Raw genomic sequence first — 23,462 nt, 5'->3', positions numbered from 1 at the left:
TGCAAGCTGGATTGAGACAGCCCCCAAGCGCGCATGATCGCGACGCCTTGCGACGCAACAAGGCTGGAATGTCGCGGCGGTCCGTACGGCACGCTAGCCGCTTGCCTGCGGCTTCCTGTTGCTCAATACGCTGTCGAGCGTACGCGTCCAGTCGCCGCTATCGGTCTTGTCGGCAAGACCATCCGCCCGAAGCAGATCCCGCAACTGCGCGTGCGCGCCCACGATGCAGAATGTGATCTGGCGCGATGCGAGCTCCTGATGAAGGTCGTGCAGCATGCGCGAGCCCGCAAGGTCGATGAACGGCGAGGCCGATAGGTCACAAGCCACCAGCTTGACGTCGGGCGACATCCGAAGCGCCGCCAGCACCGTTTCGAAGATCGTCTCGGCATTGACGTAAAGGAGCGAGGTCTCCGGGCGGAACGCGATGATCCCGGTCAGGGGCTCGACGTCATCGTGTCGCGCCCGGTCGGAATAGCGCCCGCTGCCGGCTTGACGGCCCAGAAACGCGATATTGGGCTGCGACGCCCGCAACAGCAGCAGGAAGATCGAGGCGACGGCCGCCAGCAGCACGCCCTGCAATATCCCGAGGAACAGCACGGACACCAGGGCGATGATAGCGGCATAGAAATCGATCCGGCTGATCCGCCACATTCTGGCGAGCGCCGGAATATCGACCAATTTGTAGACGGCTGAGAAAACGATCGCGGCCAGCACGGTCTTCGGCAGATTGGTCAGCAGGCCCGTGAAGAACAGCAGGCAGAGCGCGAGGGTTGCCGAACAGAACACCAGCGCCAGCGGCGTGCGTGCGCCGGCGGCGTCATTCACGGCCGACTGCGACAGCCCGCCGGCGACGGGATAGCCATGCCCGACGGCCGCGGCGAGATTGGCCGCGCCGAGTCCCAGAAACTCTTGCCTGACATCCAGCGGATAGCCGTGCTTTGCCGCAAAGCTTCGCGCGGCGGACACCCCTTCGACATAGGCCAGCACGAGGCATCCGGCAGCGATGGGAAAGAGATCGTCAAATTCGAGCAGACCAAATGTCGGTAACGACATCGTTGGCAGCCCGGTCGGGATCGGCCCGGTCACCGGCAGTCCCATTTGCGCGAGCCCGAGCGCGGAGACCATCAGGATCGAGAGCGCGACCACCACCAACCCAATGGGCTTTCCCGGCAGTCTCTTCTCGCCAAGCAAGAGCAGCACCGTCGCAGTCAGACCGACGCCGAGCACCAGCGGCCTGGTGTCACCCAGCTGGCCGGCAAGCTTGATCACGCGGTCGAAGAAGTTGTGACCGCCTCCAGCGACGCCGAACAGGCTGGGCAGCTGGCTCATGATGATGGTGAGACCCGCTCCGGCCTTGAAGCCCACCAGAATACTGTCGCTGATCAATCGCACCAGCACGCTGAGCTTGAACAGCCAGGCAATCAGGCAGAGCACTGCGACGCTGAAGGCCACGAGACTGGCAATCTGCCCGTAACGCGTGGCGTCGCCGCCGGCCAGTATGCCGACGGCGCCGGCGATCATCAGCGAGATCGCCGACGTCGGCCCGACCGCGAGTTGCCGGGACGAGCCCAGCAGGGCGTAGCCCACGCCGCCGAGCAGATAGCCATAGACGCCGATCTGCGGCGGCAGACCCGCGAGCCCCGCATAGGCCAGCGACACCGGAATCGCGTAGGCCGCCAACGTGACCCCGGCGATTGCGTCCGCCCCAAGCCAGGATGCGCGGTAGTCGGCGAGCCAGTTCGCCGGCGGAAACCAGCGCACCCAACTCGTCTCTGCCTGGATCGACATCAAGCCCGCCGTGTGACGCCACAATGTTCGCATGTGGTTGCGCCGGCGGGCCCGATGCGCGTTGATTCAGATCAAGCCTCGCAGTCCTCGATGTGCTTCTGATCTTGCGCGGCTCGATCGTCGTGACCTGCAGACGTGACCTGCAGATTTGCCAGATGACTGCCGGAGCGCATGGCATGCGTCAGCACCGCTTACGGACCTTCGCAACCGCAGCGCTGCTGTTGCTTGGCATGATCGCTCCGGCGCGCACGGAGGACCGAGACACATCCCAGCGCATCCAGGAAGAGATCTGGGCGTTGCCAACCCCGCTGCCAATGTTCGCTTATCTGGTCCGCCCACTCGGCGATGGCCCTTTCCCACTGGTCATCATGAACCACGGCGTGTCACTGAACGCCAGGGATCGCAGCTTCTTCCCGCTGGTCGAATTTCGCGATGCCGCAATGTGGTTTGCACGGCGCGGCTATCTCGTGGTGGCACCGGTCGGGACCGGCTATGGCGCGGCGGCCATCGATATTCCCGAACGCGGTCTTTATGGCCCGTTCTTCTCCAAGATCGGCAAATGCACCAATCCGAATTTCCTCGATGCGGGCCTCGCCGTCGCGCAGGTCGATCTCTGGATCATTGATTACATGGCCGCCGAAAAGCGCACCTTGCCGAAGGACGTCATCGTCGTCGGACAGTCGGCCGGCGGCTGGGCTGCGATCGCGCTGTCGAGCCTCAACCCGCCGCAGGTCAAGGCCATCATCACCTTCGCGGCAGGCCGCGGCGGCCGTGTCGACGGCAAACCCAACAACAATTGCGGCCCCGACAGACTGGTCGAGGCCACCGGCATGTTCGGCCATACGTCGCGGGTGCCGATGCTGTGGTTCTACATTGAGAACGACACATTCTTCGGCCCGGCCCTGTCGAAGCGAATGCACGAGGCCTTCACGCGCGCCGGCGGTCGTGCCGAGTACCATCTTTTGCCGCCGTTCGGCGACGAAGGGCATTTCCTGATCGGCTCACCCGATTCCATTCCCACGTGGTCGCCCCTGGTCGAACGATTTCTCGACAAGGTTCGCTAGGCGGCCGTTCCCGCTGGAGGAGCATCCATGGTCCGATATGGTGCCTTGGCGAAGTTGGCGCTGTTTGCGGCCGGCATCAGTGCTGCCCACGGTCAACAGACGCCCTCACCACCGGCTGCGGCGAAAGACGGTGGCGAGGTGGCCCCGCGGGGCGCGCGCGCGGCGCGAGACATCAAGTATGGCGAGTGGAAGAAGCTCTGCTTCAATGCCGCCGGCGCCAAGACACTATGCCGGACGACGATCACGGGCACCTTCGGAACCGGGCAGACGGCCGTTCGCCTCGATCTGATCGAGCGAGAGGACGGCAGCAGCCGCGTCCAGCTATTCCTGCCGGTCGGGATGTATCTGCAGGCCGGCGTCAAGCTATCGGTCGACCAGAAGCAAGTGTATCGCCTGCCCTATACCTGGTGCGCGACCAACATGTGCATCGCGGCGGATGTCGCCGATCCCAAGCTCCTCGAGGACATGGATGGCGGAAAGACGCTCTCGATCGAGGTCGTCGACACCAGCATTCTGACGATGACGACATCGGTGCCGCTCGACCGCTTTGCAAGCGTGCGCAAGGGCGCGCCCGCGCTGACACTCGATCAGGTCATCGATGAATGATTGAGACCGGCAGCCGCTAGACCACGCCGGCCAACAGCCGTTCAATCGGCTGGATCAGCGAATTGGCGGTGAAGGGCTTGGTCAGATAGGCCACGCATCCCGATGCCATTGCCGCCATTCGCGTCGCCGGATTGTCATTTCCGGTGATGTAGATGACGGGGATTTCGATGCCCTGATCCGCCAGGCGGTGCCGCAGCTCGATCCCGGACCCATCGCTGAGATTGATGTCCAATATCAGGCAAACCGCGCTGTCAAAGCTGCCATGTCTCAGTAACGCGCTTCCGGTCTCGAATAACCTGGATGCAAATCCACACTGCCGTAGAAGCCGTCCGATTCCACGGAGCATGGAGGGATTATCATCCACGACGAAAACGAGTTTCGCGGTCGGCAAATCCTGAAGCCTCACTCTATCGCTGAATGACCTTGGCCCGCGTGTGGATAAAGGGCACGTCAAGCGGCTACCGGCGCGCAATATTCTCGCGGCCAAGATCGGAGATACGCTGCGTCACAGAGCTTTCATATTGTACCATGGGACAGGAGGAGCAGAGCTGCCCGGCAGATCAAGCCTTGACCTCGCCACCGGACGCGCGCGTGCCGAGCTGCTCCGCGATCGAAACCAGCTCGGCAAGCGACTGCACCTCCATCTTCTCCATGACCTGGTGACGATGCGCCTTGATCGTGCGTTCGGTCGTGCCAAGCTCGTGAGCAATCTGCTTGTTGATCCGCCCGCACACAATCAGATCGAACACCTGCCGCTCGCGCGGGGTCAACTTCGCCAGCAGCGCGCGCAGCGAATCGAGCCTGGTTCGCCGGCCACGGGCCAGTTCGTGCCGCGCAAGGGCGCGATTGATCGCCTCGATCAGCTGTTCCGACGCGATCGGCTTGGTCAAAAAATCTTCGGCACCTGCCTTGATCGCCTGGACGGTGGTCGCGGTGTCGGCATGTCCGGTCAGGAATACGATCGGGAGCGTCGATCCCAGCTCGTTGAGGCGCCCCTGCAGCTCGGGACCACTCATTCCGGGAATGCGTACGTCCAGCAGGATACAGCCGGCCCCTTCGTCGTCAGGCAATTGATCGAGCAATTCCCGGGCCGACGCGTAGGTGACGACGCGATAGCCTGCGAGCTTGAGCCGGCGCTCGAGCGCTGCGCGAAACGAGGCGTCGTCGTCGACTATGTGCACGTAAGCGTGCATTGCTGCTCCATCGCCGGATGATCGCCGCTACCTGTAGAATGTCCATCAGCGGCGATCTGAAAATGCTGCGTTCGTCGTAAATCGAACCTTGCAATCAGGCAAACAAGACCCAAACGCGCTACGCGGCCAGCGGCAGCGAAAGGTGGAATACCGCCCCTCCTCCGGACTGATTCTCGGCCCAGAGCTGGCCGCTATGCGCCAGAACGATCGTCCGTGCGATGGACAGGCCGATGCCCATGCCCTGCTCCTTTGTGGTGAAGAACGGATCGAAAATGTCGTTCAGCCTGTCCTGCGGAATTCCCGGACCGGAATCGCAGATGGAAATCACCGCCGACGCGTCCCCATTGACCTCCGTACGGCCGATGATGGTGCGCCCGTAGGGCATTTTGGCCATCGCGTCCATGCTATTGACCACGAGGTTGAGAATGACCTGCTGCAACTGCACCGGGTCGCCCTTCACCCGCAAGGTCTGCGGCGAGGTCTGCAGGTAGATCGCGACGTTGCGTGTCGAGGCCTGCAGCTTGAGGAAATCGAATGCTTCCCGCATGGTCTGGTTGAGGTCGATCTCCTTCTTCTCAAACGGCGCACGCTTGAGCAGGCTGCGCATCCTGCGGATCACCTCGCTTGCACGCAGATCATCGCGCTTGATGTCCGAAATGATTTCCCGCACCTCTTGAAGGTCGGGCGTCGGCGAAGCGAGGATCAACTCCGCGCTCTCGGCATTGGTCAGGATCGACCCCAGCGGCTGGTTGAGCTCATGGGCGATCGAGGACGAGAGCTCACCGGCAGTGGCCTGTCGATTGATATGGGCGAGCTCGGACAGGCGACTGCGGGCTTCGACCTCGGCACTCCGCCGCATGTGACGCTCGTGGAGCAGGAACGCAATCAGGGCGGTTTGAACCAGCAGCGCCATTGCCAGCGCAACGGCCCGCCAGCGGTATTTTTCCAGGAAGGACGGTTCACGAAAATGAACTTCGCTGCCTTTTGGCAGACTGGCTTCGCTGACGTTCCAATGCTGCATCTGCCGCCAGTTGAAGATCGGCTTCACCACGTCGATGACCGACGGTGGGAGGCTTTCCGGCGTCTCGCCATCCAGAATGCGCAGCGCCCTGCCTGCAGCCTCGGCACCGATCAGGGATGGGACGATAACAAATCCGCCGATGCCGCCCGGTTCGAGGAACGTCTCCGCCGCAACCACGATGGGACGATTTGCCTTCGCTGCGAGAAAAGAGAGCGCATCCGAGGGCGGATAGTAGTTGCCTTTGCCGTCGCTATAGAGGCCGGTGTAGATGATCGCACTGTGGTCGGGAAGCGCTGCGACCCGCTCAACGATCTCCGGCATCGGACGTCCAATGATCTCGATGATGTCGAGGCCCGGAATGCCGGCCGCCGCCTGGTCATTCCAATTGCGAAACAGAACCTGCCGCTCCCAGTCCGCGCCAACGAGCACGACGGTCTTGAGCTCCGGCACCACGGCGCGGGCAGCCGTGACGGCATCCTTGAGTTTCAAGTTCACGATGCCGCCGGTAACATAGGCCGGCGGCTGCAATCGCTTGAAATCGGCCTCTTCGACCAGCGAAAACACGATTGGCGTGTCGGGCCAGAGCTGCGGGCGCCAGCGGAGCGCAAGCTCAAGCGCAGCCGCGCCAATAGTGACCACCACGCCGATCGGCCGATTGCGATATTTCGCCTCGAGGAATCGCCGGAAATCCTCCTGATAGGCCTCGCCGCCGAAGCGATTGAGATCGAGGCTTTCGGTGTAGACGGTGGTCGGCGCGTGCCCGTGAGCGCTCACCGCATCCCTTAAGCCAACGAACACCTGGTAGTAGAAGGGGCCGCGTCGATCAGACTGGTCCAGCACCAGCATGGAATGCGGGCGTGTTTGTTGCGCCCGGAGATCAGCCGGTGCCAACAAAGCAGCCAGCAGGATGATCAGTCCAGAGAGCCGAATTGCACTGCTCATAACGTTCGGAGCCGGAGACCAACAGGTTCAAAACCTAGCACCCGGTTGTCGCCGAGAAAATTGAAAAGTAATCTAAGACTGTGCGCACCAATTTACGAACAAATTGCCGCATTTCACGCACCCTGTCCTTTAGGACAATGACCTCAAGACCAATAGAGACTGGCCGGGCCCTGTCGTAGTCATTGCGCGCGGATACGCATTTCGAGCCGCCCCGGACGCTGCATCAGTCGTAACCCAAGAGAGTTAGTCCATGTTCGCTCGCGTCAATGCCAGACCCGCCAATGTGCCGAGCATCCTCGGTGGGGTGACCGCCCGGCACGCCAACTGCATCACCAGCGAATTCCACTACAGGAAAGGCACCGAGATCTACGGGGAGAAGGAGCCGGCCGAGTACGTCTACCAGGTCGTTTCAGGGGCGGTCCGCAGCTACAAGCTACTCTCCGACGGACGCCGCCAGATCGGTGCCTTTCACCTCGTCGGGGATATTTTCGGCCTCGAGAATGCCGAAACCCATCGCTTTACCGCGGAAGCCATCGTCGACACCAACGTACACCTGATCAGGCGGACCAGCCTCGAACGCGTGGCCGATTCCGATTTCGCCCTGGCTCGCAACCTGCTGGTCATGACGACCAGCAACCTGCGGCACGCCGAGGAGCACATGCTGCTGCTCGGCCGCAAGACCGCGCTGGAGCGGGTTGCCGCGTTTCTGCTCGAAATGGATCGCCGGCTGACCGGAGTCGGCGTCGTCGCCTTGCCGATGTGCCGGCGTGATATTGCCGACTATCTCGGACTGACGCTCGAAACCGTGTCACGTGCGCTATCCAAGCTGCACGCCTACGGCGCGCTCAACTTTCTTGGCTCGAACCAGCGCGAGATCATGCTGGTCGACCGCGACCAGCTGTCCAGGCTGGACAACTAGCCGACGTCAGGGGGATTTCGTCAGCGCATCCTGGCGCTCGATGGTCTTTTGCAACACTTCGAACAAGACCGCGGTCGACCACCCGAACATGAGAATGCCGTTCATGGCCGCCATCGGTCCGATCAACAGCCACTGCTTGACCGGGATGACGTCGCCATAGCCGAGCGTGGTGTAGTTCACGAAGGCGAAATACAGCAGATCGCTGCCGGCGGGCGCGGCGCCGAGCACCCAATAGGCCAGGCTCCACACCACGATCTCGAGCGTGTGAGCCAGCATCAGCGCAAGCGCGGTTGCGACCATCACGCCGCTGAGCTGTAGCCCCGCCCGGCCGGCCGCGCTCAAGGCAATGTTGCGAAGCAACCCGATGGCCGCGACCGTCCACAGCGAATGGATCGCGATGTTGATCGCGCTCACCGCCGATCCCACGAGGAGCTGAAGCAGCATTATCGCTCTCCCGCCAGCCGGGCGCGGTCGTCCCGGATCCATGCCGTGATCAATTCCCAGGCGACCGCGAGAATGATTGGGCCGATGAACAGGCCCACGATGCCGTGGGCAAGCGTGCCGCCGATCACGCCGACAAAGATGACGAGCGCCGGCGTGGTCAAGCCCCGCCCCATCACCAGCGGCTTCAGCACATTGTCGAGGACGCCGACGACCAGGAAGAAGAACGTGAGGGCGAGTGCGGTCGTGAAATCCTTGGCCGACCAAAGCCAGATGATGACCGGAAACAGCACGATTGCCGCTCCGATCTGCACGATCGCGAGCAGCATCACGACAAACGCCAGCAGCCCCGCACTCGGAATCCCCGCCAGCTTGAAGCCAATGCCGGCCAGCAGCGATTGCAGGACGGCGACGCCAATGACCCCGCGGGACACCGCCCGGATGGTCGCACCTGCAAGATCGAGGAAGTGCTCGCTCTGCTCCGGCACGATGCGGGACAGAAAGCTCCGGCACGCCGCTGCAAGCTGCAAGCCATAGGGAAACAGAAACCCTGCCACGACGACCGCCAGCAGAAACTTCAGCATCCCGATCCCGGCATCGCTGGCAAATGCAAACAGGGTCCCGGCCAACGGCTTCAGTTGCGGCACGACCTCGCGCAGCACGGCACGCAGATTTGTCGACGCCCGATCCCAGATTTCATGGAGTGGGCCGCCGATCAGCGGCCAATCCTTGATCTCGGCCGGCGGCGACGGCACGACAACGTGGCCGGCGCCGAGTTGTTCGGCGAGCTCCCTCACCCCCTCCACCGCTCCGATTCCGAGCCAGGTCGCCGGCCCGATGACGACTCCCAGAGAGATCAAGGTCAGCACGAGCGCCGCGATGCCGGCATGGCCGCCGAGCATTGCTGCGAGCCAGGTGAAGACGGGATAGAGCGCGACCGCGAGCACCACGCTCCAGGCCAGGATCGGCACGAACGGGCTGACCAGGACGAACGACCAGTAGATCAACAGCGCCAGCAATCCGAGGCGAATTGCGAGCTGGATGAACTCATCTCCGGTCACGAGTTGGCGAAGGGTTTTCAAGAGCGTGCTTTCGATCGAGCATCAGCAGCTACGCGGGAAGCGATGCCATCGCCTTGCTGCGCACGGCTTGATTCAGATCAAGCGTGACGCGTCCGGACTTTCACCGAAGTAGCGGCCCGGTTCGGGGGCAGGAATCAGGGGCCGCTCCGACTTCGCCCGGATGCGTTCGCGGTCGGGATCACGAGCGCGATCGCGCCCCATCGGGCGGCGGCCTGCCTATCCGCGGCAATTGTCCCAGGTGGAGGATCAATCGTCCGCACCGCCCTCTTGCCACTTTGATTCAAATCAAGCTTCGGGCCGGCCGCGGCTGACAGGCTCCGCCTGCTCATGGATCGGAAAGCCGCTCTCGATTTGGCTGTCTTTCGATCGCGACTGCCTGTGTCACCCCGATGTGGAGGACGTCATGACGAACACCAAGACCCTGCCGGCCTTGATCCTGCTTGCGAGCATGGTCGGCATTGGCGCGAGCCAGGCGGCCCCGCTGCCGACCAATGTCGCGGCCATGAAGGGCATGGTCGAGAGCAACACCGCCCATCAGGTGCGCTGGGGCGGCTGGCGCGGCGGGCGGCTGGGGCTATCGCGGTTGGCGCGGCTACGGCGGCTGGGGAGGCTATCGTGGATGGGGCTATCGAGGCTGGGGCGCCGCTGCCGCCGGTGCGATCGTTGGCGGAGCCATCGCGAGCTCGGCCTACTATGGCGGGTATCCCTACTATGGCGGTGGATACGGCTATGGCGGCGGCTATGGCTACGACTATTGTCCGCCGGGAGGAGGCTATGGCTATTACGCTCGGCCACGCTACGATTATGGATGGTAGCGCCGCTTTTGCGTGACAGGCCGGCCTTCGGTGATGTCACCGAAGGCCGAGCAGCGAACGCCGATAGCCGCTCTCGCGCGCTTCATTCCTGCACACGAAGCCACCATCGAAGCCCCTGGCATAGCGGCTTTGCCCTTTGAGGTAGTAGCGTCCGCGCCGAAAATCGAGCCAGACCACGCTATCGCCGGGGCAATGCCGCTGAGCCTGGGCTTCATAGCGGAAAGGCGTCAGCGGCAGCGCGGCCGTCTGTTGCGCGCAGCAAAACAGGAAGGTCGCGGCGCAGGCCCCGACGCCCAACCTGGCCGCCAGACGGTCTCGACGTCCGCTCGATTTTTCAGCTAATTCGAAGTGCATTCATTGCCGCCGGGAATCATCCGTGTCGTGCTGAAGACGATAGCTCATATTGTCAGAGCTTCGCGGGCGGAGCACCTCAGAACGACGATTACAGCATCACGCACGGCCAACAAGAGGCGCGCTCAGGACGATAGCAATCCAAAGGCGATCGCCGCGCTCGACAGCATCCCGGCCGTCACGACCACGACCTTGAAGGCAATATCGCCGTCGGCCGCTTCAAGCCAGCGACGCAGCCAATTGCGAGCGCCCGCCGGCTGGCTTGCGCCACGCACTCCCCGAAATCTGTCGCTGGCATACCCCATGGCTGCGATTGTAGATCGCGGTGAAACGGGGAGACCAGTGCAGCTTGTGCCAAGCAGTCAGGGTCACGTGCGACGGCTTGACTGACCCAATTGGGCTATCCGAGCCGACTCGGCCCAAGGCCCACTCAACCAGCGCTCTAGCTTCCCTTCGAGCCGGCGGCGTTCCGCATCGGCCGCTCCTCCTCCGACGCGCTCTTCGAGGGCGCCGCGCCGCACATGGAGCCACTTCTTGATTCCGCGGTCGCCGTGCGAGCGGTGCGATCAAACGGATTCCGCTCCATGACCTTCAGCGAAGCGAGCTCCTCCTTGTTCAAATAGGAGATCTTTCCCGGCGGAGTCATGACCATCCTGCCGATGGCCGACGGAGGAATACGGAGCTTGGCCGACAACCTCGCAAGCTTGATCGTGTCACGAATCGTTCGACTGTCCTCGTTGCCGTGTAAATTGGAAACCGAATGGACGCCGATCCTGGCATTTGACGCCACATAACGCTTCCTGCTCGCCAGGAAAATGAAAGCGCATGCCGAGTCGCATTCTCCGGAAACGTAACTGGCGATTTGCTTCTGGTGCGCGAGCATGGCGATTCGGAAGCCTTCGTAGAGGGACCCACCTCGGGAATCGAGATCGAGGCCAACGACCCGGCGCTCAGTCGCCAGATATCCGCGAAAGCGGACAAAGTCCCCATCCCGAATATCTCCGCTGAGCTTCAAGACATCTCCAAAGCACCCCCGGACACGGGAGAACTCCATCGCGAGACAGTTCGTCGAGGTCAGCACGACCGCGATGCTCAAAACGCATCCCGCAATCCGCATCGGGCGAATTGCAGGCGCTCGAGAATGAAGCCGACCCGTTGCGACATCGCTTCGGGGTGGCAGCAACCCATGCGTGGCGCTCCGGCCGTTTGCGTCGCCGTCGATAAATGTCGCGCGGAGGACCCTCAAAGCGTGTTTCCAGGCTGCCACGGCGCTCCCCATTGGACCCGGGACCTCCCACTATAAACAGAGCATCGACGCGCATCGTGGGTTGATCTGAATCAAACCCAATTCAGCAAGCGCGCAGGCGGCAGCGCCATTTTGACGTCTAGAGAGCGACGCTGACCCTCAAGCGCACGCTCTGTGCCGAGAGCGAACATCATCTACCGGGACCTTAGGATCAGCCGGTCCAATCCAGCATCGGGTCACCGACAATCTTCACCTTAAGTCGTTCAGTTCATTTGTTTCTTTTTGCCCCCGATCCTTGAGGGGACTGGACCGCCTGAGGAATCCCATTAGGCTCGAAATGCGCGATCAATCCACGCTCCACGCGAACTGCTGGTCGCCAAGGCAACCTAACGCGGGATGCGGCGTCTCGAGGGTGCAGCGTCCCGGAAAGCCGCCGCTTGCGCCCCATGGCTTGAGCTACGGCCGCTCACACGCGCCGGACAACGATGTCCGCAACGCTTCATCTTGTGTAAACTCTCACGGCATCCCGATCGATTTGGGAGAACAACAATGAAAGTCTTCTTGCTCGCCTGCGTGGCCGCCGTCGTCGTGTCGGCAATCGGGGCCCTGGCGCTGAACCGGGTGCAAGAACCGGTCGCACAGGCCTTTGCAACGACGGGCGTACGGCTATAGCAATTTCGCGTTCAACGGCTGCGCGCGCCCTACTCCGCCGCGGTGACGGAGGGCTGGGGTCGCGCATCGCGCGCATTCTCTTCTTCAAGCCAGAGGTTGTGGTGCTCCCTGGCCCAATTGACATCGACGGTGCCGCTTCCCATCGCCTCGAACGCGCCTTCCATGCCGATCGTGCCGATATAGATGTGCGCCAGCATCACTGCCGTGAAGAGCATCGCCACGATGGAGTGGACGATCTGGGCGAGCTGCATCCCTTCGATGCCTGACAGGTAGAACGGGAACATCAGCGCATATCCCGTCGCTGCCACCAGACCTCCGCCGATGACCACGATCCAGTAGATCGCCTTCTGGCCGGCGTTGAAACGATAGGCCGGCGGATGATCGTGCCCGACGATGCCGCCGCCACGCTTGATCCAATCGACATCCACCTTGTTCGGGATGTTGCCGGCGATCCACATCAGGAAAATCAGCACGACGCCGATGGTGAACGGGAAGCTGAGATAGTTATGAACATATTTCGCCCATTGCGACCATTCGGAAAACGCCTCGTGGCCGATCAACGGCAGCAGCAATGGACGTCCAAAAGTGACGTTCAACCCCGAGATCGCCAGAATGATGAAGCAAGTCGCCGTCATCCAGTGCACGAAGCGCTCGAATGCGGAAAAGCGCACGATGGTCCGGCCGGAACGACCGCTCTGCAGCCGCACCATCCCGCGGCTGAGATAGAAGATGACCAGCGCCGCGAGCATGCCAAGTATGGCGATGCCCCCGATCCAGCGCAGCGTCACGTTCCGGAACTCGCGCCATTCACGGCCGGCCGGCTGTTCGAGAACGCCCGAGCGCTGGTCGGGAATGCTGACGCGTCCCTGCACCCGGTTCAGTTCCTGCAGGAGCTGTTGCTCCTTGACCGCGCTTGCAGTCGGGTTGACCTGCTGGGCTACGGACGGGGAAGCCGCGGAGACGAGCAGCAGGAGTCCAGCCACGCCAAGGACGAGCCGAACAAATCGTGCAAAACACGCCATAAGGTCCTCCCGATATCGACGCGACCCGCGCCAGGTCGTCGTCAGGACTCGATCGTCTCGCGATAGGCGGTCTTCCAGCCCCATGCGCCTGAGCCGTAGCCGCGCTTCAGCACGCGCTCTTTATAGATCTGGGCAATTATCTCGCCGTCGCCGGCGAGCAGCGACTTGGTCGAGCACATCTCCGCGCACAGTGGCAGCTTGCCTTCGGCAAGCCGGTTCGCGCCGTATTTCTCGTACTCTTCCTTGCTGCCATCGGCCTCGGGGCCGCCAGCACAATAGGTGCATTTGTCCATTTTCCCGCGCGAGCCGAAATTGCCGACCTTCGGATATTGCGGCGCGCCGAACGGACAGGCGTAGAAGCAGTAGCCGCAGCCGATGCAGAGATCCTTGGAGTGCAGAACCACGCCGTCGGCGGTGGTATAGAAACAATTCACCGGGCACACCGCCGCACAGGGCGCGTCCGTGCAGTGCATGCAGGCCATCGAGACCGAGCGTTCGCCCGGCTTGCCGTCGGCGATGGTGACGACCCGGCGGCGGTTGATGCCCCAGGGCACCTCGTGCTCGTTCTTGCAAGCCGTGACGCAGGCGTTGCACTCGATGCAACGGTCGGCGTCGCAGAGAAATTTCATACGTGCCATCGTCGTTGCTCCCTTATGCCGCCGCGATCTGGCAGAGAGTGACCTTGGGCTCCTGCATGCCCGTCGCGGGATCGTATCCGTAGGTGGTGATCGTGTTCGCGCTTTCGCCGAGCACGATCGGATCGGTGCCCTTCGGGTAGTTGCCGCGAAGATCCTTGCCCGCAAGCCAGCCGCCGAAATGGAAGGGCATCCATGCAACGCCCTTGCCGACCCGCTCGGTGACGAGCGCCTTCATCCTTGCCCTGGAATTGTTCTCGGCGCCGGTGACCCAGACCCAGCCACCGTCCTTGACACCGCGATCGGCGGCATCGGCAGGATTGATCTCGATGAACATGTCCTGCTGCAACTCGGCAAGCCACGGGTTCGTGCGCGTCTCCTCGCCGCCGCCCTCATATTCGACCAGACGGCCGGACGAGAGGATCAGCGGAAACTGCTTTGCAATGCCCTTCTCCACTGCGGCCTTCTGCACCGAGAATCCGATATTGGGCATCCGGAACTGCTTGGCGTCGGGCAGTGTCGGGTATTTGGCGACGAGATCGACGCGTGGCGTATAGATCGGCTCGCGGTGGACCGGGATCGGATCCGGCAAGCCGAAGGCATTCATGCGCGCCTTGCCGTTGCCGTAAGGTACGCAGCCGTGCGCCAGCGCGACGCGCTGAATGCCGCCCGACAGATCGAGCGACCACGACACCGTGTCCGGATTGGCCGGATTGATCTTGTTGATCACGGCCATTTCCGCTTCGGTGAGCTCGCTGTCCCAGCCGAGCTTCTTCAGGCTCGCCAGCGTGAATTCCGGATAGCCGTCCTGGATTCCCGACCCCAATGAATAGGAGCCGTCCGCGAGCAGGCTTACCTTCCGCGTCGTGCCGTCCGGCAGCTTCTCCTCGCGCTCGACGCCGAACCGCGGCCGGAACGTGCCGCCGCCGTCCATCACGTGCAGATTGGTGTTGTAGAGCAGCGGCGTGCCGGGGTGCTTGACCTCGGGTGATCCCCAGCACGGCCAAGGCAGGCCGTAATAGTCGCCGCCAACCTCGGGATCGTCCTTCGGCGCCCGCATCGTCAGCATGTCGAACTTCGCTTGGTTCTTCATGTGCGCCTTGAGGCGCTCGGGCGATTGTCCGCAATAGCCGGTCGACCAGCTGCCGCGGTTCATCTCGCGCAGCACGTCCTCGGCCTCGGGCAGGTTGTTCTCGACTTTGATCTTCTTGAACATCTGATCGGCGAAGCCGAGCTTCTTCGCCATCAGATAGATGATTTCGAGATCGTCCTTCGACTCGAAGATCGGCTTCACGATCTGCTCGCCCCATTGCAGCGATCGGTTGGAAGCGACGCGCGAGCCCTTGCACTCGAACTGGGTGGCGACCGGGAGAATGTAGACGCCTTCCGTGCGTCCCGCCTCGACCGCGAGCGAGGCCCAGGTCGTCGGATGCGGATCGGCGATGACGAGCAGCTCGAGCGCCTTCAGGCCGTTGAGGGATTCAGGGATACGGGTGATGCTGTTGGAGGCGTGGCCCTGCACGAACACCGCCTTCACGTTGTCCTTCTGGGCAACCTGCTCCTTCGGCAACGTCACCGCTTCGAACCAGCGGGTCAGCGGAATGCCGGGGGTTTCCATGATTTGCTTGGAATCGAACCGCGACTTCAGGAAGTCATAGTCGACCTCCCAGACCCGCGACCAGTGCTTCCAGGCGCCTTCGGCGAGGCCGTAGTAGAACGGCAGCGTGACGATATCGAGCCCGACATCGGTCGCGCCCTGTACGTTGTCGTGGCCTCGGAAGATGTTGGCGCCGGCGCCGGCCTTGCCGACATTGCCGGTCATCAGCAGCGCGATGCAGCTCGCCCGCACATTGGCGGTGCCGACGGTCTTCTGCGTCTGGCCCATGGCCCAGATCAGCGTTGCCGGCTTCTCGGTAGCGAACATCTTGGCGACGCGCTTGAGCTGCTCGCCGGGAATGCCGGTGACGCGCTCGACTTCCTCAGGAGGCCATTTCTCGACCTCCTTCTTGAGGTCGTCGAAACCGTAGACGCGCTGCCGGATGAACTCCTTGTCCTCCCAGCCGTTCTGTAGGATGTGCCACATCATGCCGTAGAGCACCGGGATGTCGGTGCCCGGCCGCATCCGCACATATTCGGTCGCGTGTGCGGCCGTGCGCGTCAGGCGCGGGTCGATCACGATGAAGTTGGCCTTTTGCAGCTCCTTGCCCTCGAGCAGATGCTGCAGCGAGACCGGATGCGCCTCGGCCGGATTGCCACCCAGGATGACCTGCGTCTTCGCATTGCGGATGTCGTTGTAGCTGTTGGTCATCGCGCCGTAGCCCCAGGTGTTGGCGACGCCGGTGACGGTGGTTGAATGGCAGATGCGGGCCTGGTGATCGGTATTGTTGGTGCCCCAGAACGCGCCGAGCTTGCGGAACAGGTAGGCGCCTTCATTGGTCATCTTGGCCGAGCCGAGCCAATAGACGGAATCGGGACCCGACTTCTCACGGACAGCCTGAATCCTGTCGCCGATCTCATTGATTGCGGTGTCCCAGGAGACGCGGGTCCACTGCCCGCCCACCAGCTTCATCGGATAGCGCAGCCGCCGCTCGCTGTGCACGAGCTCACGCACGGAGGCGCCCTTGGCGCAATGCGAGCCGCGATTGATCGGCGAATCCCAGCTCGGCTCCTGGCCGATCCATACCTCGTTCAAGACCTCGGCCGTCACCGTGCACCCAACCGAGCAATGCGTGCAGATGCTCTTGCGGACGGTCGCACCCGCCGTGAGCGGACCGGCCGCCGCGGCTTCCGCCTTGCGCACGCTGCCGAGCGGCAAGGTGCCGAACGCGGCAAGCGCGCCGCCGGCAAGACCGGATTTGCGCAGGAAGCTGCGGCGGTCGAGGCCACCGGCCTGATCTGCAGGGGAGCTGGCGGCGGAACCCTGGCGCGGGGAACGCTGGTTTGTTCGCTTGATCAGCACGGTCAACCTCCCTTGGCCGGATAACGATTGACGCGGTAGAAGGCCTTGACGTGATCGGTTTCCTTGTAGCGCGCCTTGCGCTTCTCATCGTTCGTTTCGCTGTCAGCCTGCGCAGAGCCGACCAGCGGCGTTGCGAGGGTCGCGCCGGCGCCCACCGTGCCGACGCCGACCTTGCGCAGGAAATCGCGGCGCCCGACTGTGGTAGTCCTGTCTTCACTCATCGCATCTCTCCTGGACCCGCGGATGCGGGTCAGTTCGCGAACGTGAATGCTTCTGTCTCGATCTCGATAAAGGCGCGACCAAGCGCACCGACCGCACGATAGAAGACGGCGCTCTCCGCGCGCTCGATGTCGACGAACAGCCGCCCCATCCACGGCGCGACGTGTTTGCCGAAGAAGGCGCGCTGCGTGTCGAACGGCGCCGGGAAACGCCCTCCCGCGAAGCCTGCCATGATCTCGCACAGGATCGCCGCGTGATCTTCCGGCTCGGAATTGTTCGCGATGCGCTCGATCCCGGACGCAGCGAGGTCGGCGCGCAGACGCGACAGCGGCCGCTCGTTGAGAAAGCCGGTGAGATAATAGGAGGCGTAGGGCAAGAGTTCGCCGCGGCCGAGACCTGTGAACAGATCGAAATATTCGCGTTCGACCTTCGCCGCGACTGCATTGGCGGCGGATTCGACCAGCGCGGCATGCGCGCGCCCAAGCGGCGTCGCATCGGCGGTCAATGCAGCCAGTTGATCGAGCAGTTTCTTCGATGGTGCGGCGGACAACAGTGTCGCGAGCAGCAGATATTCCTGCGCACGCGCGACATCGACAGAATCGATCGGCGCTTCGAAGAGGAGCGGCTCGCCGTACAGATCAGGCCGCAAATTATCGCGCGATATGCCTGTGGCGGCTTCGACAGCGATCACCCGTTGCGCGGGCACCTTGCTCCAGTTCGAAACAGAGGGCTGGCTGATCCCGATTTTGCGCGCAAGCTCTGCAACGCCGCCAGCGGCGTCAATGGCTCGCTCAAGGCCAGCATCGCGCACGTGGACCTCCATCCAAGTCCCGGGTGCTGATTTTGCTTTTCTTACAAAGCGCTAGCGAAGCCTAGTCCCGGCCCAACGGGGGGTCAATCAGCTCGCATAGTCTGAAGCTATGGCCTTTCGTCGCGGTCCCTAGCGAGGCAGCGCACTGCCGTGCGTGCGGCGCTCAACCGACACCCGTTCGCCGTCGGAGCTTTCGGCGAGCGTTCGTTGCGTTGCAGCAGGATCAGGTGCAGATCCCGTGGTCGCGGCTTCTTCGGTGGCGATGCCCGGCAACTCGACCTCGCGCAATTCCTGCGACGAATCCGCGACTTCAACCGAACGCGCAGGCGGCGCCTCGGCCGGCTTGCCGAGGCCGCCGACGATCCTGTCGATGAGCGCGGTGAGCTCAGCCTCGGAGCAATCCAGCGGGCCAAAGCCCGGCATCGCGGCCGGATCGTTGAAGTCCCAGGCGTTCTCGGCAAGCCCGACAAAGTCGCGAATGACGGGATCGGCGCTCCAGGCGCGACGAAGCGCCGCACGCGTCAGCTCCTGCGGAATTCCCTTGCGCAGGAACGCCGTGATGTCGGTCGCCGACGTAATCGAGTCAAGCGAAGGCAGGCTCGAAAGGTCGAATTCCGCGTCATCATCGTTCACGGCAGGCGGCGGCATCGACTGCATGTCGTCGCACATTGCCGGGTCCGGTTGCGTGGCGTTCGCCTTTGCCTCCTGCTTGCGGCGGGACCAGCGCGCCAGGAACTTGTCCTCACTCATTCGTGTCCGCCTTCATGCTGCCGGCGCGCGAGCGCCTCCGGATCGGCCTGCCGTCGCTTGCGCTTGAAGAACTCCCGTTCGACGTGGTGCTCGGCAATGAAGCTTTCAATCTGCTCACGCAGCATCTCCGGCATGGGAACGGCCTCGACCAGGTTCGCACCGGCCTCCGTGAACGCCTCGCCCTCCGAAGGATCGGCGGTCGCGGCAGCCACCGAATAGGGCCGGGCGCCTTCCGCCGGCGACAAGACGGTCCAGATGGCCGGACTGCCCGAGGCGAGATTGTCGCGATAGCGCGCCGTCTCGGAACCATAGAGATCGACCGTGGCGCTGCCGGCATAAAACAGCGTCGTCCCGTTCTCTTCGCGAAGCACCGTCCAGGGTTTGGTGTCCGGCTCGTCGGGCAACACAGCGACAGCGCGCCAGACAAAGTCGGTCCACGGCGAATCCGCCTGGTGCCGCTCGACCACAACGCCGACGGGGACGCGCACAAGCGGCAGCGCAGCCGGGCTCATGTCGCCATCTCCAGATGTTTGACCGGCAGCCCCGTCAGCAAATTTTGCGGCTTCATCCGGAGCTTCTGATCGGCGTTCATCGACAGAATGAGATAGACCGGCTCGCCCCGCGTCTCGTCTGCGGCCGCGCTCGTTTCCGCAAACGTCAGGCGGAACAAGGAGAGCACACGTCCGGCGCTGCGGTCGTCGAGCTGCTCGCCATGCCAGAGACGGTCGCCGAGCCTGGTCGCGTCGGCGTCGAGCCCGACATACCAGGTGAGACGTGCATCACGCAGCTCGCGCAGCGGCTCAATGCTGACGTCGATCCCGAGCAGATGGGAGATCCAGCGCACCATCGCCTGTGCCAGCGCCGCCGGCCCGTGGCCGCCTGCGGTGAGGTCGAATGCCATGTCGAACTGATCGCTCCGGCGCCAGTAGTCGTCGGCATTGTCCTCGCGCAAGACGTCGAGCTCAGCATCGGTCACCGCCCCCAGCATCGACATCAGCGAGAGCACCGGGGTCGGAGTCTGTCCACCGACGACCTCTTCATCGCCGAGCAGCAGGGCCTGCTCCTGCGGCAGGATGCGCTGCGGGCGGAAGAACAGCTCGGCTGCGCGCAGCACGAACGGGTCATCGCAGCCATCGAGCGCATTGCGCAGGATCACGTGCACAAGCTGATTGACGAACAGCGGCGGCAAATCGTTCGTCCCGGACCGGACGGTTGCAAGATAGGCCTGCTCCAGCGTCGGATGCCGCACGAGGAGATCGCGGAAGGCAAGCACGAGCCGCCAGTTCTCCCGGGCATCCGCATCGACAATCGCATCGATTTCTTCCGCGCCGACCGGCCTGCGGGGACCCGCGAGCAGCGCGCGGTGCAGCCGCCGCTCGACCGGGCATGCTTCGTCCGGCGGAATCAGCTCCGGACGAGCAAAATAGGCCTTCAGGAACTCGTCGGTAACGCAAAGCCCGCCGCTCTCGTCGCGATCGAGCAGATGGTGGCCACACGCGATCCAGAAATCATTCATCGGTGCCGCGGCTCCCCGCTCATATCGGCAAGCCTGGGATCACCGTCAGGCTCGACATCGTCTTCGACTTCCATGAACGAAAACGCCTTGCTGTGTCCCTGACCCTGGCGCAGTTGCAGCCTGCGGAACGACTCCCGGACTTCGCCGTCGCTCACCGAACGGTGAACGGCAATGAGCGAGCTGACCGGATGGTTGCAGAGCGACTGCGCGAAGACGACCTCCTCTTCCGCTGCCGTCCGCGCGGTCGCCAGATCCGGCGCACCGAAGCGATCGACGAGTTGCCTCGCAAGGTGGTCGATCAACGCGCTGCAATCGTTCTCGGTGGCAGGCACAATCTGCGCCAACGTCGACCAGCCCCAGGATTGCACCCCGAGGAAGCCGCTGCGGAACGCGACGCGCGCCTTGCCGGTCAGCTTCGTCGGATCCTGGTCGCAGAAGCGGAAGGCACCGGAGACGGCCCATTCGCCGGGCTCGGCCGCCACATCGAATACGAAGGTGTCGGAGGGATCGAGCGCGATGCTGCGCAGCAGTTTCACAGTCGCGGCCCTCCGAGCTTCGGATCGAACCAGGACGGCGTTCCGAGCGCCTTGACGAGTACGCTGCGTTCAATCCTGTCGGCACCGATGCGGCGCGTGAGGAGATCGCCGCCGTCATCGATCCGCAGCACGGTTCGCCCCTCGCGGGGAACCCGGCTGAGATAGTCGCGCGCGAGGCCGCCAAAGCCATCGGTCTGCCAGGTATCGATCGCCCGCATCAGGTGCCGGGCAAAGCTCTCGGTCACCTGCACGGCTCCCGCTTCGCCAAACCCCTCCTCATCCAGCGCGGACGCGAGCGGATGGACGCCGGGTCCCTGATCGGCCATTGCCACCGTCCGGATCATGGCGCCGAACACCAGCCAGGCAGGCGGCTCGTCCTCGCGCGCGGACCTCGGCCATCCCATCCGTCCGCCGCCGACCAGCCCACCGTCGATCACGACGGTGTCGGGCCAGCCGATCGCGACCGTCTTGTGCGGCGGCGCATAGGCGCGCAGAGCGTCGGTGAGTGCGACCATGCCCGCATAGAAGGCGCGCCGTGCGGTGGCCAAGGGCTCGCCCGGCTCGAGCACCACGGCGAATTCGGCAAGATCGAACCGGCCGACGCACACCAGCGTGCCGGCACCGCCTTTAGGTGCAATGCGGCAAGCGTGAGCAAAGGCGTCTCCGCTCTCACGCAACCGGACGAGCGTGAATGGCGGCGGCAGATGGATCGCTTCCGCCACGGAGACCCGGCTGGTTCGGGTCGACCGCAAGGTCCTCCACTTTCCTTTTCTTCCCGATAGTGAATATCTATACGAGGTGAAGGAATGGCGCGAGTCCGTAAGACGGCGCCGCACCAACGGAGGGATCGACCTGGAGCAGCCAGCGAAGACCGTCCTGATCTGCTCGTGTGAAGACACGATGCGCCTTGACGTGGCCGCGATCCAGCGTGGATGTCCCAACTGCGAGATCAGGAGCCATCGTCATCTCTGCGGCGCGGAGCTCAAACATTTCCGCAACGCCGCGAAAGCCGACGGCCCGCTGACCGTCGCCTGCACACAGCAGGCCGGCCAGTTCACCAATGAGATGGGCGAACGCGCTGGCCCGACCAGCTTCGTCAACATCCGCGAGACGGCAGGCTGGTCGCGCGACGGCGCGAAGGCGGGCCCGAAGATGGCGGCACTGCTTGCGGCGGCGGCGGTTCCCGCGCCGGACTATCCGCTGGTCACATTGTCGAGCGATGGCATCATCCTGATCTATGGGCGCGACGAGGCCGCGATCGAGGCCGGCCGGCTGCTGGCGGACCATCTCGACGTCACGGTCATGCTCAGGAAGCCGGCGGACGTCGTGCCGCCTGCCGCAGCCGTGTTCCCGATCGTGAAGGGCACGATCCGCAACGCACGGGGGCATTTTGGCGGCTTCGAGCTCACGATCGACGACTACGCCCAGCCACGCCCGTCCTCACGCGCCCGGTTCGTGTTCGACGGCCCGCGCAACGGCGCGATCTCGCGCTGTGATCTCGTGCTCGACCTCTCCGGCGAGCCGCCTCTGTTTCCCGCACACGATCTGCGGGACGGCTATCTCCGCGCGGATCCGGGAGATCCCGCGGCCGTGCTGCGTGCGGTGCTTGCGGCCCGTGACCTCGTCGGAAGCTTCGACAAGCCGAGATATGTCGACTTCACACCCAGTCTGTGCGCGCATTCGCGCTCGAAGCTGATCGGATGCCATCGTTGCCTCGATTTGTGCCCGACCGGCGCGATCACGCCGGACGGCGACCATGTCGCGGTCAACGCGGAGGTGTGCGCAGGCTGCGGGCAATGCGCGGCCGCCTGCCCCACGGGAGCGGCATCCTACGCGCTGCCACCCGCCGATACCCAGGTGCAGATCCTCCGCGCCATGTTGCGCGCCTATCGCGAGGCCGGCGGAACGCATCCGGTCCTGCTGCTGCATGACAGCCAGCATGGCACGCCGCTGATCGATGCGCTCGCCCGCCATGGCGACGGATTGCCGGCCAATGTGCTTCCGCTCGCCGTCAACGAGCTGACGCAGATCGGCCTGGAAGCCATCATCGGGGCCTTCGCCTATGGCGCAGCTGCCGTGCGGCTCCTGCTGCGCGCCAAGCCACGACACGACGTGACCGGTTCGTTGCAGACAATCCGGATGGCCGAGACCATTCTCGCCGGACTCGGATTTGACGGCCGCCGCGTGAGCACGATCGAAACCGACGATCCCGACACTCTGGCCGAGCAACTGACGGGGATTGGCCCCCTCGCCGGTCTCGATAATCCCGCGACTTTCCTGACGGTCGGCAAGCGCGGCGATCTGCTTCGCTTCGGCTTGAGCGAACTGCATCGCCTCGCCCCCAAACCGGTTGACGTGATCGCCTTGCCCGAGGGTGCACCGATCGGTGCGATCACCGTCGATATCGGCGGATGCACGCTGTGCCTGTCCTGCGTTTCGGCCTGCCCAACCGGCGCGCTCCGCGCCGATCCGGACCGCCCCGTCCTCAAATTCGTGGAAGACGCCTGCGTGCAGTGCGGCTTGTGTCAGAGCACCTGTCCTGAAAAAGTCATCAGGCTCACCCCGCAGATCGATTTCCGGGCAAGACGCGCGCCGGCGCGGGTGATCAAGGAAGAAGAACCGGCCCTGTGTGTTCGCTGTGGCACGCCGTTCGGCGTCAAGAGCACGATCGATCGGATCGCGACCAAACTCGAGGGACGGCATTGGATGTACCCTGCCGGGGACCGCCGGACCGAGGCCTTGCGGATGTGCGCCGATTGCCGGGTCATTGTCATGAGCGAACAACAGTTCGATCCGATCCAGGACGTGCCGGAACGCGCGCCACCACGGACGACGGATGACTACCTGCGTCAACGCGAGAACAAGGACTAGCCG

General features: G+C 63.6%; 24 protein-coding genes. 5 read left to right on the top strand and 19 right to left on the bottom strand.

Translation table 11 applies throughout. The features are described from left to right. Positions 1-93 precede the first annotated feature (93 nt). Complete coding sequence (locus ACVWY5_RS12645; RefSeq protein WP_028334143.1) at positions 94-1,788, bottom strand: SulP family inorganic anion transporter; 1,695 nt, start codon at positions 1,786-1,788, stop codon at positions 94-96. A 176-nt stretch (positions 1,789-1,964) separates the two neighbouring features. Here ACVWY5_RS12645 and ACVWY5_RS12640 point away from each other — a divergent pair, with 176 nt between their 5' ends. Both ACVWY5_RS12640 and ACVWY5_RS12635 read left to right on the top strand, forming a co-directional pair. Then, positions 1,965-2,852: a dienelactone hydrolase family protein gene (locus ACVWY5_RS12640; protein WP_028334142.1), complete on the top strand. Its 888-nt coding sequence runs from the start codon at positions 1,965-1,967 to the stop codon at positions 2,850-2,852. 27 nt (positions 2,853-2,879) lie between these two features. Then, positions 2,880-3,458, top strand: a complete 579-nt coding sequence (locus ACVWY5_RS12635) for an invasion associated locus B family protein (protein ID WP_028334141.1) — start codon at positions 2,880-2,882, stop codon at positions 3,456-3,458. A gap of 16 nt (positions 3,459-3,474) precedes the next feature. On the opposite strand, the gene ACVWY5_RS12630 is transcribed toward ACVWY5_RS12635, so the two are convergent. The 3 genes from ACVWY5_RS12630 to ACVWY5_RS12620 form a co-directional block, all read right to left on the bottom strand. After that, entirely contained in the window at positions 3,475-3,864 is a 390-nt protein-coding gene (locus ACVWY5_RS12630) for a response regulator transcription factor (RefSeq protein ID WP_428841139.1), read from the bottom strand. Between the two features lie 154 nt (positions 3,865-4,018). After that, on the bottom strand, positions 4,019-4,651 hold the full coding sequence (locus ACVWY5_RS12625) for a response regulator transcription factor (protein ID WP_028334139.1): 633 nt from the start codon (positions 4,649-4,651) through the stop codon (positions 4,019-4,021). 118 nt (positions 4,652-4,769) lie between these two features. After that, positions 4,770-6,446 carry a sensor histidine kinase gene (locus ACVWY5_RS12620; protein WP_456671672.1) on the bottom strand — a complete coding sequence of 559 codons (1,677 nt, stop codon included), beginning with the start codon at positions 6,444-6,446 and terminating at the stop codon, positions 4,770-4,772. 418 nt (positions 6,447-6,864) lie between these two features. Here ACVWY5_RS12620 and ACVWY5_RS12615 point away from each other — a divergent pair, with 418 nt between their 5' ends. Continuing rightward, positions 6,865-7,533, top strand: coding sequence for a helix-turn-helix domain-containing protein (locus tag ACVWY5_RS12615; protein ID WP_028334137.1), 669 nt, complete (start codon positions 6,865-6,867; stop codon positions 7,531-7,533). A 6-nt stretch (positions 7,534-7,539) separates the two neighbouring features. Here the strand turns inward: ACVWY5_RS12615 and ACVWY5_RS12610 are convergent, their stop codons facing one another. The 5 genes from ACVWY5_RS12610 to ACVWY5_RS12590 all read right to left on the bottom strand — a co-directional run bounded on the left by ACVWY5_RS12610 (position 7,540) and on the right by ACVWY5_RS12590 (position 11,318). After that, the gene (locus ACVWY5_RS12610) at positions 7,540-7,977 is read right to left on the bottom strand and encodes a potassium channel family protein (RefSeq protein WP_028334136.1); all 438 of its coding nucleotides are present in this window, start codon (positions 7,975-7,977) and stop codon (positions 7,540-7,542) included. Continuing rightward, entirely contained in the window at positions 7,977-9,056 is a 1,080-nt protein-coding gene (locus tag ACVWY5_RS12605; protein WP_028334135.1) for an AI-2E family transporter, read from the bottom strand. Before ACVWY5_RS12605 ends, ACVWY5_RS12610 begins: the two co-directional genes overlap by 1 nt. Before the next feature lie 851 nt (positions 9,057-9,907). Then, positions 9,908-10,225: a hypothetical protein gene (locus tag ACVWY5_RS12600; RefSeq protein WP_028334134.1), complete on the bottom strand. Its 318-nt coding sequence runs from the start codon at positions 10,223-10,225 to the stop codon at positions 9,908-9,910. 122 nt (positions 10,226-10,347) lie between these two features. Continuing rightward, positions 10,348-10,527 (bottom strand): hypothetical protein, encoded by a 180-nt coding sequence (locus ACVWY5_RS12595; protein WP_160321798.1) that lies wholly within the window; start codon positions 10,525-10,527, stop codon positions 10,348-10,350. Positions 10,528-10,664: 137 nt separating this feature from the next. Then, entirely contained in the window at positions 10,665-11,318 is a 654-nt protein-coding gene (locus ACVWY5_RS12590; RefSeq protein ID WP_080667075.1) for an ATP-dependent Clp protease proteolytic subunit, read from the bottom strand. A gap of 699 nt (positions 11,319-12,017) precedes the next feature. On the opposite strand from ACVWY5_RS12590, the gene ACVWY5_RS12585 reads away from it, so the two are divergent. After that, complete coding sequence (locus tag ACVWY5_RS12585; protein ID WP_283809427.1) at positions 12,018-12,140, top strand: hypothetical protein; 123 nt, start codon at positions 12,018-12,020, stop codon at positions 12,138-12,140. A 29-nt stretch (positions 12,141-12,169) separates the two neighbouring features. Here the strand turns inward: ACVWY5_RS12585 and ACVWY5_RS12580 are convergent, their stop codons facing one another. From ACVWY5_RS12580 to ACVWY5_RS12535, 10 genes are all read right to left on the bottom strand, one after another. Next, the gene (locus ACVWY5_RS12580; protein ID WP_028334132.1) at positions 12,170-13,162 is read right to left on the bottom strand and encodes a formate dehydrogenase subunit gamma; all 993 of its coding nucleotides are present in this window, start codon (positions 13,160-13,162) and stop codon (positions 12,170-12,172) included. Positions 13,163-13,203: 41 nt separating this feature from the next. Continuing rightward, positions 13,204-13,800, bottom strand: a complete 597-nt coding sequence (fdh3B, locus tag ACVWY5_RS12575) for a formate dehydrogenase FDH3 subunit beta (protein WP_011088224.1) — start codon at positions 13,798-13,800, stop codon at positions 13,204-13,206. A gap of 13 nt (positions 13,801-13,813) precedes the next feature. Further along, positions 13,814-16,756, bottom strand: a complete 2,943-nt coding sequence (locus tag ACVWY5_RS12570) for a formate dehydrogenase subunit alpha (protein WP_028334131.1) — start codon at positions 16,754-16,756, stop codon at positions 13,814-13,816. A 2-nt stretch (positions 16,757-16,758) separates the two neighbouring features. Next, the gene (locus tag ACVWY5_RS12565; protein WP_028334130.1) at positions 16,759-16,977 is read right to left on the bottom strand and encodes a twin-arginine translocation signal domain-containing protein; all 219 of its coding nucleotides are present in this window, start codon (positions 16,975-16,977) and stop codon (positions 16,759-16,761) included. A gap of 29 nt (positions 16,978-17,006) precedes the next feature. Beyond that, entirely contained in the window at positions 17,007-17,786 is a 780-nt protein-coding gene (locus ACVWY5_RS12560; protein ID WP_028334129.1) for a Cro/CI family transcriptional regulator, read from the bottom strand. Positions 17,787-17,915: 129 nt separating this feature from the next. Further along, positions 17,916-18,536, bottom strand: a complete 621-nt coding sequence (locus tag ACVWY5_RS12555; protein ID WP_028334128.1) for a DUF3306 domain-containing protein — start codon at positions 18,534-18,536, stop codon at positions 17,916-17,918. After that, positions 18,533-19,048: a DUF3305 domain-containing protein gene (locus ACVWY5_RS12550; protein ID WP_028334127.1), complete on the bottom strand. Its 516-nt coding sequence runs from the start codon at positions 19,046-19,048 to the stop codon at positions 18,533-18,535. Before ACVWY5_RS12550 ends, ACVWY5_RS12555 begins: the two co-directional genes overlap by 4 nt. After that, positions 19,045-20,052: a DUF6352 family protein gene (locus ACVWY5_RS12545; RefSeq protein ID WP_028334126.1), complete on the bottom strand. Its 1,008-nt coding sequence runs from the start codon at positions 20,050-20,052 to the stop codon at positions 19,045-19,047. The genes ACVWY5_RS12550 and ACVWY5_RS12545 overlap by 4 nt, the downstream gene beginning before the upstream one ends. Further along, entirely contained in the window at positions 20,049-20,588 is a 540-nt protein-coding gene (locus ACVWY5_RS12540; RefSeq protein WP_028334125.1) for a DUF6505 family protein, read from the bottom strand. Before ACVWY5_RS12540 ends, ACVWY5_RS12545 begins: the two co-directional genes overlap by 4 nt. Then, positions 20,585-21,340 (bottom strand): biotin/lipoate--protein ligase family protein, encoded by a 756-nt coding sequence (locus tag ACVWY5_RS12535; protein ID WP_038377458.1) that lies wholly within the window; start codon positions 21,338-21,340, stop codon positions 20,585-20,587. The genes ACVWY5_RS12540 and ACVWY5_RS12535 overlap by 4 nt, the downstream gene beginning before the upstream one ends. A gap of 148 nt (positions 21,341-21,488) precedes the next feature. Between ACVWY5_RS12535 and ACVWY5_RS12530 the strand changes: the two genes are divergently transcribed. Beyond that, positions 21,489-23,459: a 4Fe-4S binding protein gene (locus tag ACVWY5_RS12530; protein ID WP_028334123.1), complete on the top strand. Its 1,971-nt coding sequence runs from the start codon at positions 21,489-21,491 to the stop codon at positions 23,457-23,459. Positions 23,460-23,462: the final 3 nt, after the last annotated feature.

It is taken from the genome of Bradyrhizobium sp. USDA 3256 (assembly GCF_054058275.1).
The sequence above is the reverse complement of the archived record's forward strand: the minus strand, read 5'-3'. Positions and strand labels throughout refer to the sequence as shown.